The sequence below is a fragment of the Paenibacillus sp. ICGEB2008 genome (genome assembly GCF_000307675.1).
GTDB classification, from domain to species: domain Bacteria; phylum Bacillota; class Bacilli; order Paenibacillales; family Paenibacillaceae; genus Paenibacillus; species Paenibacillus polymyxa.
In genome coordinates, this window is record NZ_AMQU01000023.1 from 1 (window position 1) to 15,884 (window position 15,884).

A 15,884-nucleotide genomic window follows, 5' to 3' on the forward strand; every position below is an offset into this window, starting at 1 on the left:
TCCATTAAAGACGTTACAAAGTAACGTCAACCTGTTTCATCTTCATCCACTCCAATGAGAAGAACCGAAGATGAAACAATATAGAAAGAGCGATTAGCTCATTTTGAAACTGACGAGATAAAATATCTCATTTTTGCTTCCATTTCATACAGCCAGATGGCATGTACCAAAATTTCAGCATTGGATTTTATAAATAAAATCCGTACTCACTCGTTGTTCAGTTTTCAAAGATCAAATTCTTTTTCGCTGTGTTTTTCAGCAGCTATAAGATCATATCATGTTCATTTCAAAAATGCAAGGGTTATTTTATTCTTTTTTATAAAAATCATTTCACCCTAATTATTCTTTTTTTGAAACGGCTGTTTTGTTGTCAGCTCAAATAATATACCATTTTGCTTTACTGATTACCACAGGTAAATTATGCAACGTTAGCATTTCGGTTTATAGCTATAGTGTATTGGGGCATCTAGATAGATCGCCAGACCCGATCTAGTTTTGGTAGATGCTTTTGCCTGCTCTAGCTTGTGCACCACTTGTTCCTAGTAGCGCCTCACCGTTCCAACAAAAATATATTAATAGTAGGAAGGGCAATTAAACTGTGTAGTTTTAAGATAGAAGCCTGTGCAAATTATGAAATGAGGACTTTCTCTATTCGATTTTCATGCAAGCTCCTTCCCCCTGACAGTCAGGTAAACACAAAAAAAACGACCAAATGGTCGTTTTTTGCTAGTCTATGCTCTCTTTGGACGTATCCATAACATGATAGGAAGTAACGCCAGTGCCAGAATTCCTCCCGCATAAGAAAGTATGGAATAGCTTGAATTTGCTACAATCATCCCGGACAGTGCTCCTCCCGAAGCTCCTGCCAAAGCAATAAGTACGTCCACCGATCCCTGTACCTTAGCTTGATTAGATGTTGTTGTCGAATCTACAATCAAAGCGGTTCCGCTAATCAGTCCAAAATTCCACCCTATCCCTAAAAGAGAAAGCGCCACAATAAGCATAACCATTGAATCAGTGGGAGCCAGCGCAGCTACTACGCCAGCGAGAAGTAGCGTTACAGCTGAAGCCATCGCCATCGCTATACGACCAATCTTATCGACAAGAATACCCGTAACCAAGGACGGAAGATACATAGCGCCAATATGAAAACCGATGACCAATCCTACTTCGCCGAGTCCATGTCCATGATGCTTCATATGTACGGGAGTCATCGTCATAATCGCAACCATGACAATTTGAGTTATTATCATGATTAAAGCGCCAAGAGTAATTCCTTTTCTGCCATCACGAGTAGCCTCAGAATCAGAATTCGACTGGCTTCCTGGTGCTGTCTGATTCGCAACTGCTTTGGCTACCAATAAAGGATCTGGATGAAGAAGTAGCAATAATATTATGCCTGCTAATGTATAGGCTACAGCCGCTAAAAGAAAAGGTCCCGCTAAACTGGGAACTCCAATGGATAGCGCAAACTCTCCCGTAACGTTAACTAAATTGGGACCGGCTACCGCTCCGATCGTTGTAAAGACCATAGCCATACTCGCAGCTGTTGCTCTCTGCTTTGAATTTGCGAGATCTGTACCGGCATAACGAGCCTGCAAGTTTGTAGCCGTTCCCGATCCATAAACAAGAAGGGAAATTAAAAGCAGGGTAATACTGTTCATAAGAGCTGCAACAACGACACCAACCGCCCCAACTCCCCCTGCGATAAAACCAAGTCCCAATCCCATTCGTCGGCCGAATCTTTGGGAAAACCGACCGACGAGGAGTGCTGCAACCGCTGATCCAAGTGTAAATAATGCTGTAGGAATCCCCGTAAACTTATCCGTGCCCAGCATATCTTGCGCCAACAACGCACCAACGGTTACTCCGGCAGCCAGTCCAGCGCCTCCAAAAATTTGAGAGAAAATAACGGTGATAAGCGTACGACGATACAGTTTTCTTTGCTTATCTGAAGATTCCACATAGGAATTGATAAGCGCTTGCTTCTTCTGGGAAGCATTCGTCAAATTCATTAAGGCTAACATCCTCCCCTGATTCCCTACAGAACAGTTATCTATTTTTTTCATCAAAAAGCGACGGTCTTATCGGCCCACTCGACAAGCTACATTTGCAGAACGAAAAACATTCCAAGCTTCATGATCCTGTCACTTCGTTAAGAATAAAGTCGTTCCAATCGTGAACACTCTTATCCAAGTGTCTAGCTTTGAAGCCATGAGCTTGCAACAATTCAATAGCCCTAACCGCCATTAAGCAATACGGGCCTCTGCAATAAGCCACAATCTTCGAGTCGGCTGGCAACAGAGATAACTGCTCCGCTAATTCTTCAATTGGAACGGAAACAGCTCCCGGTATATGAGCAGTTTCATATTCATCTCGCGGCCGTACATCAAGAAGTGTGACCTCCCCTTTTTCCATCCGCATTGCCAATTCTTCCATTGTGACTCCTTCAACATCTGAGAATTGACCCAAAAATTGCTCTTTAATGTGTTGAACTTCAATTAACTGCTTTTCAGACAGGTCATACAATGAATTTAAAAAGTGCAAAACAGATGAGTCAGAAAGTTCATAATAGACAAAGTTTCCTTGCTTTTTGGATTGAACCAACTTAGCCTGATATAGAGTTTGTAGATGCTGAGAAACATTGGCAACGGACATCGAAGTCATTTTAGATAGAACTTCAACTGATTTGGGTCCTTGTATGAGAATATCAAGAATTTCCAACCTTTTCGGGCTGGACAAGCATTTTCCGATCCGTGCGTATTCGGTGAAAAGTCCATCTTTGAAATCTCGTTCGTTCACTATTAAACACCCCATTCACTATACTATTCAATTGATTTCTTTAATATTAATAACGAAATTATAAATCTTCCTTTTTTTCATGTCAATTCTGAAATATATTCAGTTTTCACGCAAAAAAGCCAGCTGCAAGAGCTGGCAAAAATTCATTTTCTCCTTTATTCCACTTTCAAGCTGATTTCTCCCTGTAATTCCCCATCTGCTGAGGCTTGTAGCAACAGTTCACCAGCTACATCCCCGGATTGTACGATTACAAGACACCTTCCTCTGTGTGTTCGTCTTCCTTTTCCCTTGAAAGGTTCATCACTGGTGAGATCCCCATTGTCTATTCCAAGGATACGGCCATCACCATGCAGCTCAAAGCTCAAATCAACATCCCGGTTAGGTACAACGATCCCGTGTTGATCGATAACGGTTACTTCCACATGAGATATCTCATGCCCATCAGCAGGTAGAGTCGCCCGATCAGCCTCCATTTTTAGAGCATAAGGAAGCCCGGCGGTAGTCAGTTCATGTTCACAAACCTGCTGATTCCCATTGCGGCCTGTAGCCCGAATTTTGCCTGGTGTATAGGGTAATTCCCATAGGATTAAATGATTAGGGTAATCAGCCAACTTTCTCTCACCGTATGATTCCTCGTTCACGATCAATTCTACGCTCTCGCAGTTGGTAAAGGTAACCAACCGTATCAGTTTTCCTGCGTATTCAGGAAATGTCCAATGATCTTCCATAGCTGGCGATTTCCAGTGCATTGTCCATGTCGGATTATACTCCGATTTCATATACTCATTAAATACGGCTATGTGCACAACTGGCTGATCAGACCAAAGACTTTGCTGGAGATAAGATACAGGTTTGCGAAACCCACACGTGTCAATCAGGCCGGAGGACCACCCTTTGGAGGGGTAGCCTGTTTCTCCCAAATAGTCGATTCCACTCCAAACAAATTGACCAATCACATAATCATGATTAGCGACATCAAACCAGGGATTCAGGGGCAAATAACCTTTAACCCGGTTATCTTTACCCCGATAATATGGGAACGTCTCTGTTCCAAGGATAAGCGTATCCGGCATGGCCGCTCTATAGTGCTCGTACCACTGTTCTTGATAGTTCAGCCCCAGTACATCCACTCGTTGGGCCAGTAGCTTGGTATGCTCCACCTTGGCCTCAATCGAACCATCACGCAAGCTGATCGGTGTATTATGCGGCTCAAGCGCGCAGGTAACAGGCCGGGTTGGATCTTTTTCATGGCAAAAGGCAACGAGCTGCTCCAACATGTTTAGCATGGACGGTTGACCTTGGTTCTCCACTTCATTACCAACGCTCCACATAAAAACACTAGGATGATTTCTGTCTCTAACAAGCATGGCCTCCAGATCCTTTGCCCACCATTCATCATATACATGCTCATAGGAAAGAGATTTCCATTTGTCAAAAGCCTCATCCACCACCAAGAAACCCATATGGTCACATAAGTCTAATAATTCGGGCGCCATAGGATTATGCGCAAAACGGATTGAGTTGCAGCCCATTTCCTTCAGCTTCTCCAGCCTTCTCTTCATGGCCGTATCATGGTAAGCAGCCCCTAGACAGCCTAAATCATGGTGAATGCACACTCCCTTCAGCTTCAAGCTGCTTCCATTTAGCAATAATCCTTTTTGAGATTCGAGGATCACTTCTCTTATGCCAAAAGGGATACGATAACGATCCACCTCAGTATTGTCGCAATAGATCGTCGTTTGGGCTTCATAGAGCACCGGGTTGTCCGGTGACCATAATTCTGGTTCTATAACTCTCGTTCTCTGCTCAATTTCCTCTGTTTCAAAGCCCGCAAGAGCTACTCGGTTTTCAATTTTTCCTTTTAGTTGTCCCTGTGAATCCAGTATTTCAGTCTTAATCGTACACTCTACGGCATGCTCATGGTGATTGCTGATCTTAATTCTGGCACTCACCTTGGCTTCATCTGGCGAAATTTCAGGTGTGGTAATAGTAGTTCCCCATTCGGTTACGTGAAGATAATCCGTATAAATCAGCCACACATTACGATAAATACCGGCCCCCGAATACCATCTGTCAGGCGGAAGAAGCGTATTGTCCACTTTGACCGCAATTACGTTATCCTCGTCCCACCGAATATATGGAGTCAAATCATATTGAAAGCTAACATACCCATAGGGCCGCTTGCCCACAAAATGCCCATTGAGCCAAACCTCACTATTACTGTGAATGCCATCGAATTGTATGTATACGCGCTGTTTTGGAGAGGAGGGCTTCACATTAAAATGCTTTCTGTACCACCCAACAGACCACCTGGGCAAATAAGCTTGATTGCCGCCATACAGCATATGTGGATCAAAGGACTTTTCAATACTCCAATCATGAGGGATATGAAGGTCCTGCCAATGCCCATCGTTATAGTTTGTCTTCTCAGCGCCTGTGTAATTGCCTTCTATAAATTTCCAGTCCGTTCTGAACGGCATAATCACTCTGCTTCCCATTATCTTGCCTCCATTTCATAAAGTAGATGAACGGATATAAACAACAGTGCGGGATGATCATCAGCATAGGTATGTTCTCTCTTACAATATTTCAAACACAGGGCGATCCTCAACAAAGTAGACGGGGAGCGTTGGAAATTGGACGGAAAGTGTTTCAGCAAGATACTTCATACCAGGTGCTTCACTTTCAGCATGTCCCAGCATGATAAGTGCTTTATTTTGCCCTTGATAGACAGCGTCTTTCACATATTCCGGTGTTTCCCATTCGGGCCCTTCACCAGCAATGATCAGGTCTACATTTTCATGTAGAAATAATGGTATGGCTAGTTCACCACCTCCCCTATATCCGACTAAGATTCCCACTCGTTCACACGGCATGGATACCTCGCCAGCTACTCGTACATAACGAATATGAAGTTTGGCTTTCATATATTCAGCGATCTCCTTAACTTCCATAGCTGGAATAGCCAAAATGGCGGAAGAGGGCTGCTGCTTCACAACGTAAGGATGCCAATCAAGCGCCTGAAGAAGTCCAACCATCACTCCATCTGGCTGATAACGGTGTATGGTGTCATGAAAACGATAAATCCCTACGCCTGAGTCGGCGACCAGGCGAGATTTGTGCAAATAGACGGGATCATGTAGTAAATATTCCTGCATCCCGTGATGGCTATAATACAGACCTTCATGTGTAATGATAAAATTCGCGCCAAGCGAAATAGCTTGTTCTATCACATATTGCGATGCACAGAAAGCGGTTACAATTCCTTGAATCTCAATATCCCTGAGCTCTGGGTTAAGCAGATCTACGGTCGTATTGGGTATGTCTATTCCCTTTGTCAGATGATTCACCATCTGCCCCATAGTCATGGTCATACACGTATCCCTCCCCATGAAAAATATGTATCAATTGTACCATTTTATTCTGTTATGGGGTCTATTATTTCTAGCAAAATAGCCAGCTCCAAGTGAGCCAGCTGTTTTACGAATGCATCTATTTTTTTATTTCAGAACTCCCAAAATGGAGTCAATTCGTTCTTTTGCTCCTTGCCAAGATGCCATGACCGGGAACTCATATTGCTCTCTTGCCTTCATATTCCATGGATGAGGAATACAAAGCACTTGCTTCCCCTCCTGCAGTGCAGGCACTAAATTATGAGGACCATCATCAATCAGGAGATCATAGTTAATCAGATTCTTTCGTTTACATGGGAAAAAGTTCTCAATCGGAATGAATGGCATATGTCTTTGAAGCCAATTCCATTTCTCCACGACGGTTTTTGGTTCTGCCGCTGTCACAATAATGACATCAAAAGCATTGCAAAGCTTCTCCATTTCTTCTACGACATACTCGTCATACAGTTCAAGTTCCTCAAACAAACCCGGTCGTCCATAAAATACATCATGTGTGCTTTTGGGATGACGTAGATGATCGGTGTTCCAATCTAACATTTCTTCATAACGAAGCGGATGAGTGGGAAATTCACTATTGTTATGGTATATAGCCCGTTTGACGAGATGACAGATCGTATCGTCCATATCGACTGCTATGATTGGTTTTCTCATCATCTTGCCCCTATCCATTCTGGTAAAAGTATTACGAGAATATCATACAATAATTTAATACTGGGGTGAAGCTTGGCATGAAGCTATACTATCGGTTCCTCACATAACTACTGATAGCTAACCAAACATATCGTTAGGTTGGTTTATATCCAACAAATCAATCATCAAAATAGTTAGGTTTTATTTTATTATTTTTAGCTAACTTATCCTACAGAAAAATCAAGTAAACATATCATAATAGAGAGAAAAGTTATAATAAAACCTTTATAAATCACACTTCAATAAGAAACCTATACAGATATGATCCGAAAACAAAAAAATTAAAAAAATCAATTGAATAACAAAAACACAAATGGTAGAATAACAAAAAAATAACTAATAACAAAAATGAAAGCGCTTCATAACGTGTTTAGCTTACTGCTATTTACATACTTGCCCCCCTACTCCACCTCTATATAGCAGGAAGTTGAATAATATATTTAGGGAGGAATAAAAGTGAAAACATTGTTAAGAAAAGCATTATTGTCTGGACTCGCTGGTCTGCTTATCATGATTGGTTTGGGGGGATTCTTCTCCAAGGCGCAAGCTGCTTCAGGTTTTTATGTAAGCGGTACCAAATTGTATGACTCTACAGGCAATCCGTTCGTTATGAGAGGCGTCAATCATGCTCACACTTGGTACAAAAACGATCTTTATACTGCCATCCCAGCCATTGCCAAGACAGGTGCTAATACCGTTCGGATTGTCCTTTCTAACGGAACACAATACACCAAGGATGACATAAATTCCGTAAAAAATATTATCTCCCTAGTCACAAGTTATAAAATGATTCCTGTACTTGAGGTTCATGACGCTACGGGTAAAGACGACTATGCGTCTTTGGATGCGGCTGTGAATTACTGGATTAGCATAAAAGATGCCCTGATCGGCAAGGAAGATCGGGTTATCGTGAACATTGCGAACGAATGGTATGGCTCTTGGAATGGAGGCGGCTGGGCAGATGGGTATAAGCAAGCGATTCCCAAGCTGAGAAACGCAGGTATTAAAAATACACTCATCGTCGATTGTGCTGGTTGGGGACAATATCCTCAATCTATCAATGACTTCGGTAAGTCTGTATTTGCAGCTGATTCTTTGAAGAATACGGTATTCTCCATCCATATGTATGAGTTCGCTGGTAAAGATGTTCAAACTGTTCGAACCAATATTGATAACGTTCTGAATCAAGGACTCCCTCTGATTATTGGTGAATTTGGCGGTTACCACCAGGGAGCAGACGTCGACGAGACAGAAATCATGAGATACGGCCAATCCAAAGGCATAGGCTGGTTAGCTTGGTCCTGGTACGGTAATAGCTCCAACCTTTCTTATCTTGATCTTGTAACAGGACCTAACGGCAATCTGACCGATTGGGGCCGCACTGTGGTAGAAGGAACCAACGGTATCAAAGAAACATCGAAAAAAGCCGGTATCTACTAATAGCAATATAGGAAAATAAATGTAATAGACTCATGGTTGAACCACCATGAGCTATTACATTTTTATACTTCGTACTAAAAGCACTCGCTGAGCGTCTCTGATCTTACACTTTCTGGGTTATACAGTGATTTTGATTTCATACACAGGCACTATGCTGACCGCGCCAATGTTCGCGATTCGTTCCTCCGTTGTCTCTTTCCAGCCAGCCATGGTTGTATTGCTGTTTACAACCCTGCCCTTTCGAATTGGAGAAACATATACGTACATCCCTCGTTCGATGAGCCGATGTTCAAATGATTTTAAACCTATTTCCCAGGTCGTATGGTTGCAGAAGTTATCGTGAATCAGTTCGCCATCAATAAATGCATAACCGATATCTCCCGTATAATTGATACGCAGCAGAGCCTCTTTGATCCCATCAAGGGCATTTTTTTCAAAATCAAGGACGAATTTATCATGATTCACCCTTTTCAGATGGAAGTGTATTTCTTTCTTTGAAACTCTTAACTGATACGTTGTAAATAATTCACTTTCTGTTGTTGCAAGCAACTCTCCACCGGATATGGATGTGATTGAGTCGTCAAAATCCGGAAATACACTCAGTGTTACAATCTCCTGATCTGTTGATTCCAGTTTCACCTCAGCTCCGGATACAAGTAAATTGGCACTTGTCAGGATAACTCTGTCTCGACCTTGCAGGTTGACCTTCCAAAACTCCAAGCTTTGTCCATCAGTCATCGTATAGATGACAACTTTTTGGCCACTTTCAGATACCAGGCGGATGAGACTCTCTTCCTCTTCAGCAACCTGAATGATCGTATTCTCATCCAATTGCTCTATCGAACCTTTGTCGATTGTGGCACGGATGATATGTTTTGATTCCAATGCATACGTTCCTTTCATCCCGTCTGGTACAAAGAAAAAATAATATATTTCTCCATCCTCTTCTATCCTTGTTATCAGCTGGGCTGTTGCATATTTGAGCTTTATTCCATCCAAATTGAGGTTAAAAGGCAAAATAGCGAAGCTATCCCGTCCTAATGTCAGTTCACCTTGACTAGGGATTACAATCGTTTCCTCAGGCAGCTCAATGCTTACATTGAAATTGTACAGGTCGTAATTTTCAACATGGTCCTGAAAATTATTTAGAAACAGGTACCCCGCCCCGGCACTGGAGCGAATCGCATATCGTAAGGTATCCACATCATAAGGGTCCATTGGGGACGTGTCCTCTGGCAGAATAGTCTTCGTCAGAGAGAATTGCTTTTGAAACGTTGAAAGAAAATAATGCTGTAGCTTTGTTCTTCGGTATGACTCCCTTATTTGACCGAATTCTCCAATCATGGCATTGAAATCATAGGATATTTTAGGTGTAGCCATATCGTTTGTGAACGGGTTAACCTTACCTCGCGGATTGGAACCCCCATGATACATATAGTATCCGATCAGGTTACAGCCTTCTGCAACCTTCATGACAGTCATCGCTGGAACACTGCGATAGGGAAAGGCAAACCGGTATTTATAAAACTGAACCATACCGCCACCCATTTCGCAGCAAGCGTACGGATAGTCTTCCGGGGCGTATAGGGGCTCAAAATTGTAGCTTTTCGGAATCTTGTTATTATGCTTGTCTCGGAAAATGTATTCCGGTGTCGCAGGATGCTCATCCTTCCCCTCCAACCGTCCCTCTTCATAATAGATCCACGGCCAGTAGGCATATCCGCCCCATAAGGGCAGCATATCAGGAACAGGCGTTGTCGCTCCTCCCCATCCTGTGCATGTATAGATCGGAGTATCAATACCCGCTTCCAGAGCTATTTCTTTAAGTTTTAACATATGCGAATTACCGTCACTCCCAGAGTTTAACCACATATCATTAATCCCTACAGTCAATCCCCACTGAGCAGAGGAATGATGATGCTCGTTTTCGATTTGGGTGCCGATGATCGGCCCACCCTCCTTATATAACAACCCTTGAACCTGAATACCGATTTCGTTATACATTCTTCTCGTATAAAACAAATATCCCTCATCATTAGAACGAACCTCAAATGGGCGGCCAAATAGCCAATCCGGTATACCGCCGTTTCGGATTTCGCCATGATTGAAGGGTCCGATTCGGATAATGACATAGAGCTGATGTTTGCCACATAACTCAATAAAATAGCGGAGGTTTTTGTTCGCACTCCAATTAAAAATACCTTCGACTTCTTCATGTAAATTCCAAAAAACATAAGTAGCAATGATATTGACGCCACCCATTTTTACTTTAATAATTTCGTCTTCCCAATAGCGTTCATCATAGCGTGCATAATGGAATTCACCACAAATCCCGAAAAAAAGCTCTCCATCCTTCTCCATAAAATAGTTGGTGAAGCCGATTTGTTCTCCCTTTGGATTGATGCCGCCAAGTCTGAGTTGGCCTTTCACAATATGCTTATGATCATCTTGGACCGTAATTCGATAGTTTCTCATAAAGTTCACTCCCCTCAATCGTTCATATTGAATGACACCAGCTATCTCAGAGACAATAGATTGTCTAGGAAGGAACCTCTAATCTGAATTTAGGATAAATTGGTTCCACTTGCGCTGCCAGGCTATATCATTCCAGAACGGATGATGCGGAGCACAGTTGGAGCAGAGGGTCATTCCCCAGAACCCCAGTGCCATTCCTTTTCGCAACACATATTCGGCTATATATTTACCGACCGGACCTTCTTCAAATTGGGCATGCAGGGGCGTATAGCCTACATATCCTTCTCCTATGACAATTGGAATACCGGAACGACGGGTCCACTCATGAATCTCCTCCAATCGGGAGTCGGCCTTTTGCAACATGGCCATTTTATGATCTCCGTACCGATCGTACAAAAATAAATCCCATTGATCCGGATCTACCCAGTCGTGTAAATAAATAAGCCTCATGCCAACGGGATTGCCCTCCATCCGCCAATTTTGCTCTGGAGGCAGAGCCCATTCTGCAAATGGAGGGGCATCTTCCCTCAATAGGGATTGGACGAATGGATTGGGGAATGGCGCCAGCTCATTATCAAGCCCTGCCGCTTCCATCAGCTCATTCAGCACCCCTTTAATATAAAGATGAAAATGGGCCACCTGCATATTGCGCGCCACGTAAGCTTTGGGGTAGGCTTCATTTAGTGTATAGCTGGCTGTCATCATAATATCTGGATGGCTTTGGCGAAGATATTCAATCGCTTCTTCTACGTAAGGCTGCATTGCTTCAATAATTGCCGGTACGTTCGTTTCTGCTATGCCCTCAGACGTTCCGACGGCGTTTAGCTGCCCAAATTCCACTTCGTTATGCAGCTCTGTATAGATAATCTGATCCCTATAGCCTTCTGCTGTAACAAATCGAATCAATTGATCCATTGATTTTGCAATCGTCATGAATCTTTCCTTAGGTGGGATCGCAACTAATTCATCTCTAAGCTCAGCATGGGCCAGGAAGGTCGGACTCTGCTGATATTCCCAAGAGGATAATATAATGTGACAATTATGAGCCTTTGCCTGTCTAAACAGTTCGAGCAAATGAGCATGCCCATCCAGCACTGCACCGCCGCGACAGTTATACCAGCGCGTACGCTGGCCCACTTTTCCAAGACTCGCAAACTCCAATGGACCGGGGCGTTTGCCATCCACCGTAAACAACATGAAGGGCATAGCGCATATTCGGATCGTATTGTAGCCTCTTTCGACCGCTTCCTGAAAACGAGCTGCCAGGTCGCTGTAGGGCTCCCTCTCCTGTGTCATGGTATACCAAGAGAAGTCCCACATCGTGATCGTCAATTTACGCGGTACATTTCTCATCAGATTACTCATGTGATTTCCCTCCCAGCCCCAGTTCATAGGTTCAATGCTCCTTAATCTACAAGCCTTCCGCAGCCCTTCTACAGCCTGTTCAATCTGACCGGTTACCTTCATTTTCAATTCATCACTCCCTCATAATCGCTCTTATATCAAAGCTTACAAGTAAGCGGTATCACAGACAATTGACAATCCACTGTTTATGATGGACTATATACGTATTTCATCATTAGAGCCGCCTACGGCTGGGAGATAAATAGATTATGACTAAAAAAGCCGATGATTTTGAACGTAAAAAGGTATATGTCCTTCCTCCCTATATGCTGAAAAAATTAAAAATGAATCCGCTTACGAAAGATTTATATATTACGGATATAGGCTGCTTTAGCCATGCCCGTCATCATTTTCGTGAAAGAACAAATGGCTGCGACTCTCATATATTCATTTACTGTGCGAGCGGAAAAGGCCGGATACGAACCAAGGATAACCTAACCATTGTCCTGAAAGAGCGAAGCTTTGCGTACATTCCTAGGGACATGCCGCATGCTTATGGGGCTGACGATGAAGATCCATGGACAATTTACTGGTTTCATCTTGAAGGGGATCAAATGGATGATTTTATGGATTTGTTTGAGCCATTTAAAATGTATATTTCGCTGGCTGCCAGTGATGAAATCAAACTGCTGGAGCTATTTCATCAGTGTTACGACCTTTTACTGAACAAATCATACTCCATGATACATTTAGTTCAAGTGTCGCAAACCATCCGCTATCTGCTGAGTTTTGTTGTATCTGTTGCAGCTCGCAAGGAAGACAGCACGTACCAGAGCCATGTCGATAAGGCCATACGTTATATGGGCGAACAATTGGAATCCACCGTTTCGCTTGATGAGCTTAGCCAGCATGTTCAGGTATCCAAGCAGCATTTAAACCTAATATTCAAGCAATCAACCGGGTATTCCCCTGTCGATTACTATTTAAGAATGAAAATTCAAAGAGCCAGTCAGCTTTTGGATTTAACGAATGCTTCTATTAAAGAAATTAGCATACAACTCGGTTTTAGGGACCCTTATTACTTCTCCAGGCTATTCAAAAAAATAATGGGCTGCTCTCCTCTGGCGTACCGAAATAATTTAAAGGGCTGATCCATAGATGATCTTCCACCTACACGGATCATTTACGGATCAAGGGGCAAGGTCTATACTTAAGTACAAAAAAGGAAGTTTTGTATGCTCCTAACGTTGAATCGTAGACTCAATTCAGCTATGCCGCTAATCACACCCATCAGCATTCTAATCGGCGTCCTGATCGGTACGCCGTTATCCCAATATACCGAGTTTTCTCCCTGGCTATTTGCCTTCATGACCTTCGCGGGCAGCATCAGCATGGGGTTCAAGGATTTTATCCATGTAATCAAGCATCCCGGTCCGCTGATCGCCTGTCTGTTTATTCTTCACCTAGCCATGCCGCTGCTCGCCATGATGCTTGGGCATCTGGCTTTCAGTGACGATCCTTATACGATTACTGGACTGATTCTTGGTGCAGCTATCCCTACTGGCATTTCCAGCTTCGTCTGGGTTAATATCTACAAAGGCAATACAGCCCTTACATTGGCGATCATTCTAATCGATACAATTTTGGCCCCGTTCGCTGTGCCCGGCATTATGTCCCTGCTGATCGGAGCGAATGTCCAGCTCGACACCTGGGCAATGATGCAAAGCCTGTTCTGGATGATTGTCGTTCCTTCATTAATTGGCATGGTGCTGAACGAATGGACCAAAGGAAAGATTAAGCAGGTATGGGGGCCTCGGCTGGGCCCGTTCTCCAAGCTAGCTATGGCTCTGGTCGTCATGATTAACGGATCTGTCATCGCGCCTTATCTGGTTGATTTTAATCTCAAGCTTGTCGGAGTATGCCTCTCCATCATTATCCTTGCCTCCACTGGATATGCGATTGGGTATCTCATATCATGGCTGATGCGGTGGAATAATGCAGACCGTACGGCGCTTGTCTTTAACGGCGGCATGCGCAATATTAGCGCGGGGGCTGTGCTAGCCATCACCTATTTCCCGGCTCCCGTAGCACTGCCCGTTGTACTCGGAATGATTTTTCAGCAATCCACAGCATCTCTGGTCGGATTTCTGCTGAGCCGCCGCGACCGCGCCAACGCTAAGAATAAGCGCAGTACGCTCTCTGCTTCCTAAAGTCGGAGCGGTTACAATTATTAATAAAAAGAAGCCGCCAACATGGCGGCTTTTTTATGATTACCTGTAATCAATCCTCACTCATGACCTTATTTAGTTTTTCATAAACAGACAACAAGGCCTCTCTTTCTTCTTCAGTTAGGTTTTCAAATAGTTCTCTTCTAAGCTGTCGTCCGTCTTCCTGCGCTTTATTTAGCATTCCGACACCAGCGTCAGTTATTTGCAGGTACACAATCCGCCGGTCCTCCTCATCCGCCACTCGTACAGCCAACTCCTTTTTTACAAGCTTTCCAGATAGATGGGTTAATGTCGGAGGAGTTAGCCCCAATAACCTGGCCAGATCAGAAGGGCGGCACTTTCCGTAATTATTTAAGTACGAAAGAATAAGAATATGTGATACCCCTAGATTCTCATTAAACATTTTATTCCACTTAATTAATAGGTTATTGGTAACCTGGTCCATAGCATGAATCAGCGTAAATATATTTTGTTCTTTCATTAATACTCTTTAACCTGCTTTCTCAAATGAAGTAATAGCCCCCTATATTGTATAGGGGGCTTGTATAAAAGTCATTCTTTACTGAAAGAAGGTCAGGCATAATCCATTTCCCAGTAAAGTGAATTCTAATTTTATTGGGCAGAAAAACCGCCATCAATAACAAGCTCCGATCCCGTAATGTATGAAGACTCGTCCGAAGCCAAAAACAAAGCAGCGTTAGCTACATCATCAGGTCGACCAAGTCGCTGCAATGGAGTCGCTTGAATTAAGTGGGTAAGCATTTCTTTAGATGTGCTAAGGGCTTCAGTCATTGGTGTCTCAATAATACCCGGAAAAAGCGTATTTACACGGACCCCAAACCGGCCGAACGTTGTTGCCGCAGCCTTCGACAAAGCACGTACAGCACCTTTTGAAGCGGAATAATGATTAAATCCCTGACCGATTTGAGCGGTGTAAGAAGAAATATTAATAATAGCGCCGCTCTTTTGGGCAGCCATATACGGGGCTACATGCTTAATACCTGCAAACGGTCCATACCCGTTAATCGACATTAATTTATGCCAGTCATTTAGGTCGATATCCTGATATCCTTTCTCAGAAGTTATTCCTGCATTGTTAACCAAAATGTCAATTTTACCGAATTTATTGTTCACTTCTGCGGAAAGAGCCTTCCAATCCTCGTCAGAAGAAACATCCAGTTTCATTCCGTACACATTCGTTTTCTTACTAGCCCGTTCAAGAGCTTGAACATTGATGTCTGCAGCAATAACTACAGCTCCCTCCTCACTGAAGAGGTCGACCATCCGTTCTCCTATCCCTGATCCTCCGCCTGTGATTATAGCAATTTTACCTGCCAGTCTATTCATGTTGATATCTCCTTTTATCATTATCAATTTACTCAAATCTTATTTATTCAGATATTTTAATTAGATATCTAAATATTAGATATCTAAATTATATTCCTTTTATACTCAACATACAACTGCTGCTTTATCCCAGCCATATGGTTAG

12 protein-coding genes are annotated in these 15,884 nt (G+C 43.1%); 3 read left to right on the forward strand and 9 right to left on the reverse strand.

Annotation, left to right across the window (positions count from 1 at the left end; genetic code table 11):
* Positions 1 to 731 precede the first annotated feature (731 nt).
* The 5 genes from C400_RS0119965 to C400_RS0119985 all read right to left on the reverse strand — a co-directional run bounded on the left by C400_RS0119965 (position 732) and on the right by C400_RS0119985 (position 6,866).
* Entirely contained in the window at positions 732 to 2,015 is a 1,284-nt protein-coding gene (locus C400_RS0119965) for an MFS transporter (protein ID WP_017427978.1), read from the reverse strand.
* Positions 2,016 to 2,136: 121 nt separating this feature from the next.
* Positions 2,137 to 2,802, reverse strand: coding sequence for an ArsR/SmtB family transcription factor (locus C400_RS0119970; protein WP_016819577.1), 666 nt, complete (start codon positions 2,800 to 2,802; stop codon positions 2,137 to 2,139).
* Between the two features lie 155 nt (positions 2,803 to 2,957).
* Positions 2,958 to 5,300 (reverse strand): glycoside hydrolase family 2 TIM barrel-domain containing protein, encoded by a 2,343-nt coding sequence (locus C400_RS0119975; RefSeq protein ID WP_017427979.1) that lies wholly within the window; start codon positions 5,298 to 5,300, stop codon positions 2,958 to 2,960.
* An 81-nt stretch (positions 5,301 to 5,381) separates the two neighbouring features.
* On the reverse strand, positions 5,382 to 6,176 hold the full coding sequence (locus C400_RS0119980; RefSeq protein WP_017427980.1) for a Nif3-like dinuclear metal center hexameric protein: 795 nt from the start codon (positions 6,174 to 6,176) through the stop codon (positions 5,382 to 5,384).
* A gap of 126 nt (positions 6,177 to 6,302) precedes the next feature.
* Positions 6,303 to 6,866 (reverse strand): 5' nucleotidase, NT5C type, encoded by a 564-nt coding sequence (locus C400_RS0119985; protein WP_016819574.1) that lies wholly within the window; start codon positions 6,864 to 6,866, stop codon positions 6,303 to 6,305.
* 495 nt (positions 6,867 to 7,361) lie between these two features.
* Between C400_RS0119985 and C400_RS0119990 the strand changes: the two genes are divergently transcribed.
* Entirely contained in the window at positions 7,362 to 8,345 is a 984-nt protein-coding gene (locus tag C400_RS0119990) for a glycoside hydrolase family 5 protein (RefSeq protein WP_017427981.1), read from the forward strand.
* A gap of 117 nt (positions 8,346 to 8,462) precedes the next feature.
* Here the strand turns inward: C400_RS0119990 and C400_RS0119995 are convergent, their stop codons facing one another.
* Both C400_RS0119995 and C400_RS0120000 read right to left on the reverse strand, forming a co-directional pair.
* Positions 8,463 to 10,820, reverse strand: a complete 2,358-nt coding sequence (locus tag C400_RS0119995) for a beta-galactosidase (protein ID WP_017427982.1) — start codon at positions 10,818 to 10,820, stop codon at positions 8,463 to 8,465.
* 78 nt (positions 10,821 to 10,898) lie between these two features.
* Positions 10,899 to 12,185: a cellulase-like family protein gene (locus C400_RS0120000; protein ID WP_026065478.1), complete on the reverse strand. Its 1,287-nt coding sequence runs from the start codon at positions 12,183 to 12,185 to the stop codon at positions 10,899 to 10,901.
* Positions 12,186 to 12,433: 248 nt separating this feature from the next.
* Between C400_RS0120000 and C400_RS0120005 the strand changes: the two genes are divergently transcribed.
* Together C400_RS0120005 and C400_RS0120010 are read left to right on the forward strand one after the other, a co-directional pair.
* Positions 12,434 to 13,315, forward strand: a complete 882-nt coding sequence (locus C400_RS0120005) for an AraC family transcriptional regulator (protein ID WP_017427984.1) — start codon at positions 12,434 to 12,436, stop codon at positions 13,313 to 13,315.
* 84 nt (positions 13,316 to 13,399) lie between these two features.
* Positions 13,400 to 14,374 (forward strand): bile acid:sodium symporter family protein, encoded by a 975-nt coding sequence (locus C400_RS0120010; RefSeq protein WP_017427985.1) that lies wholly within the window; start codon positions 13,400 to 13,402, stop codon positions 14,372 to 14,374.
* 70 nt (positions 14,375 to 14,444) lie between these two features.
* Here C400_RS0120010 and C400_RS0120015 read toward each other — a convergent pair whose 3' ends face one another.
* Together C400_RS0120015 and C400_RS0120020 are read right to left on the reverse strand one after the other, a co-directional pair.
* A complete protein-coding gene (locus C400_RS0120015) occupies positions 14,445 to 14,873 on the reverse strand; it encodes a MarR family winged helix-turn-helix transcriptional regulator (protein ID WP_017427986.1) in 429 nt (142 codons plus the stop codon).
* A 131-nt stretch (positions 14,874 to 15,004) separates the two neighbouring features.
* Complete coding sequence (locus C400_RS0120020; RefSeq protein WP_017427987.1) at positions 15,005 to 15,739, reverse strand: SDR family NAD(P)-dependent oxidoreductase; 735 nt, start codon at positions 15,737 to 15,739, stop codon at positions 15,005 to 15,007.
* Between the last annotated feature and the right edge of the window lie 145 nt (positions 15,740 to 15,884).

Excerpts from the sequence above, each read along its gene's own strand:
- C400_RS0119965 (WP_017427978.1), bottom strand. The coding sequence starts at position 2,015 with ATGAATTTGACGAATGCTTCCCAGAAGAAGCAAGCGCTTATCAATTCC.
- C400_RS0119975 (WP_017427979.1), bottom strand. The coding sequence starts at position 5,300 with ATGGGAAGCAGAGTGATTATGCCGTTCAGAACGGACTGGAAATTTATA.
- C400_RS0119980 (WP_017427980.1), bottom strand. The coding sequence starts at position 6,176 with ATGACCATGACTATGGGGCAGATGGTGAATCATCTGACAAAGGGAATA.
- C400_RS0119985 (WP_016819574.1), bottom strand. The coding sequence starts at position 6,866 with ATGAGAAAACCAATCATAGCAGTCGATATGGACGATACGATCTGTCAT.
- C400_RS0119995 (WP_017427982.1), bottom strand. The coding sequence starts at position 10,820 with ATGAGAAACTATCGAATTACGGTCCAAGATGATCATAAGCATATTGTG.
- C400_RS0120000 (WP_026065478.1), bottom strand. The coding sequence starts at position 12,185 with ATGAGTAATCTGATGAGAAATGTACCGCGTAAATTGACGATCACGATG.
- C400_RS0120005 (WP_017427984.1), top strand. The coding sequence starts at position 12,434 with ATGACTAAAAAAGCCGATGATTTTGAACGTAAAAAGGTATATGTCCTT.
- C400_RS0120010 (WP_017427985.1), top strand. The coding sequence starts at position 13,400 with ATGCTCCTAACGTTGAATCGTAGACTCAATTCAGCTATGCCGCTAATC.
- C400_RS0120015 (WP_017427986.1), bottom strand. The coding sequence starts at position 14,873 with ATGAAAGAACAAAATATATTTACGCTGATTCATGCTATGGACCAGGTT.
- C400_RS0120020 (WP_017427987.1), bottom strand. The coding sequence starts at position 15,739 with ATGAATAGACTGGCAGGTAAAATTGCTATAATCACAGGCGGAGGATCA.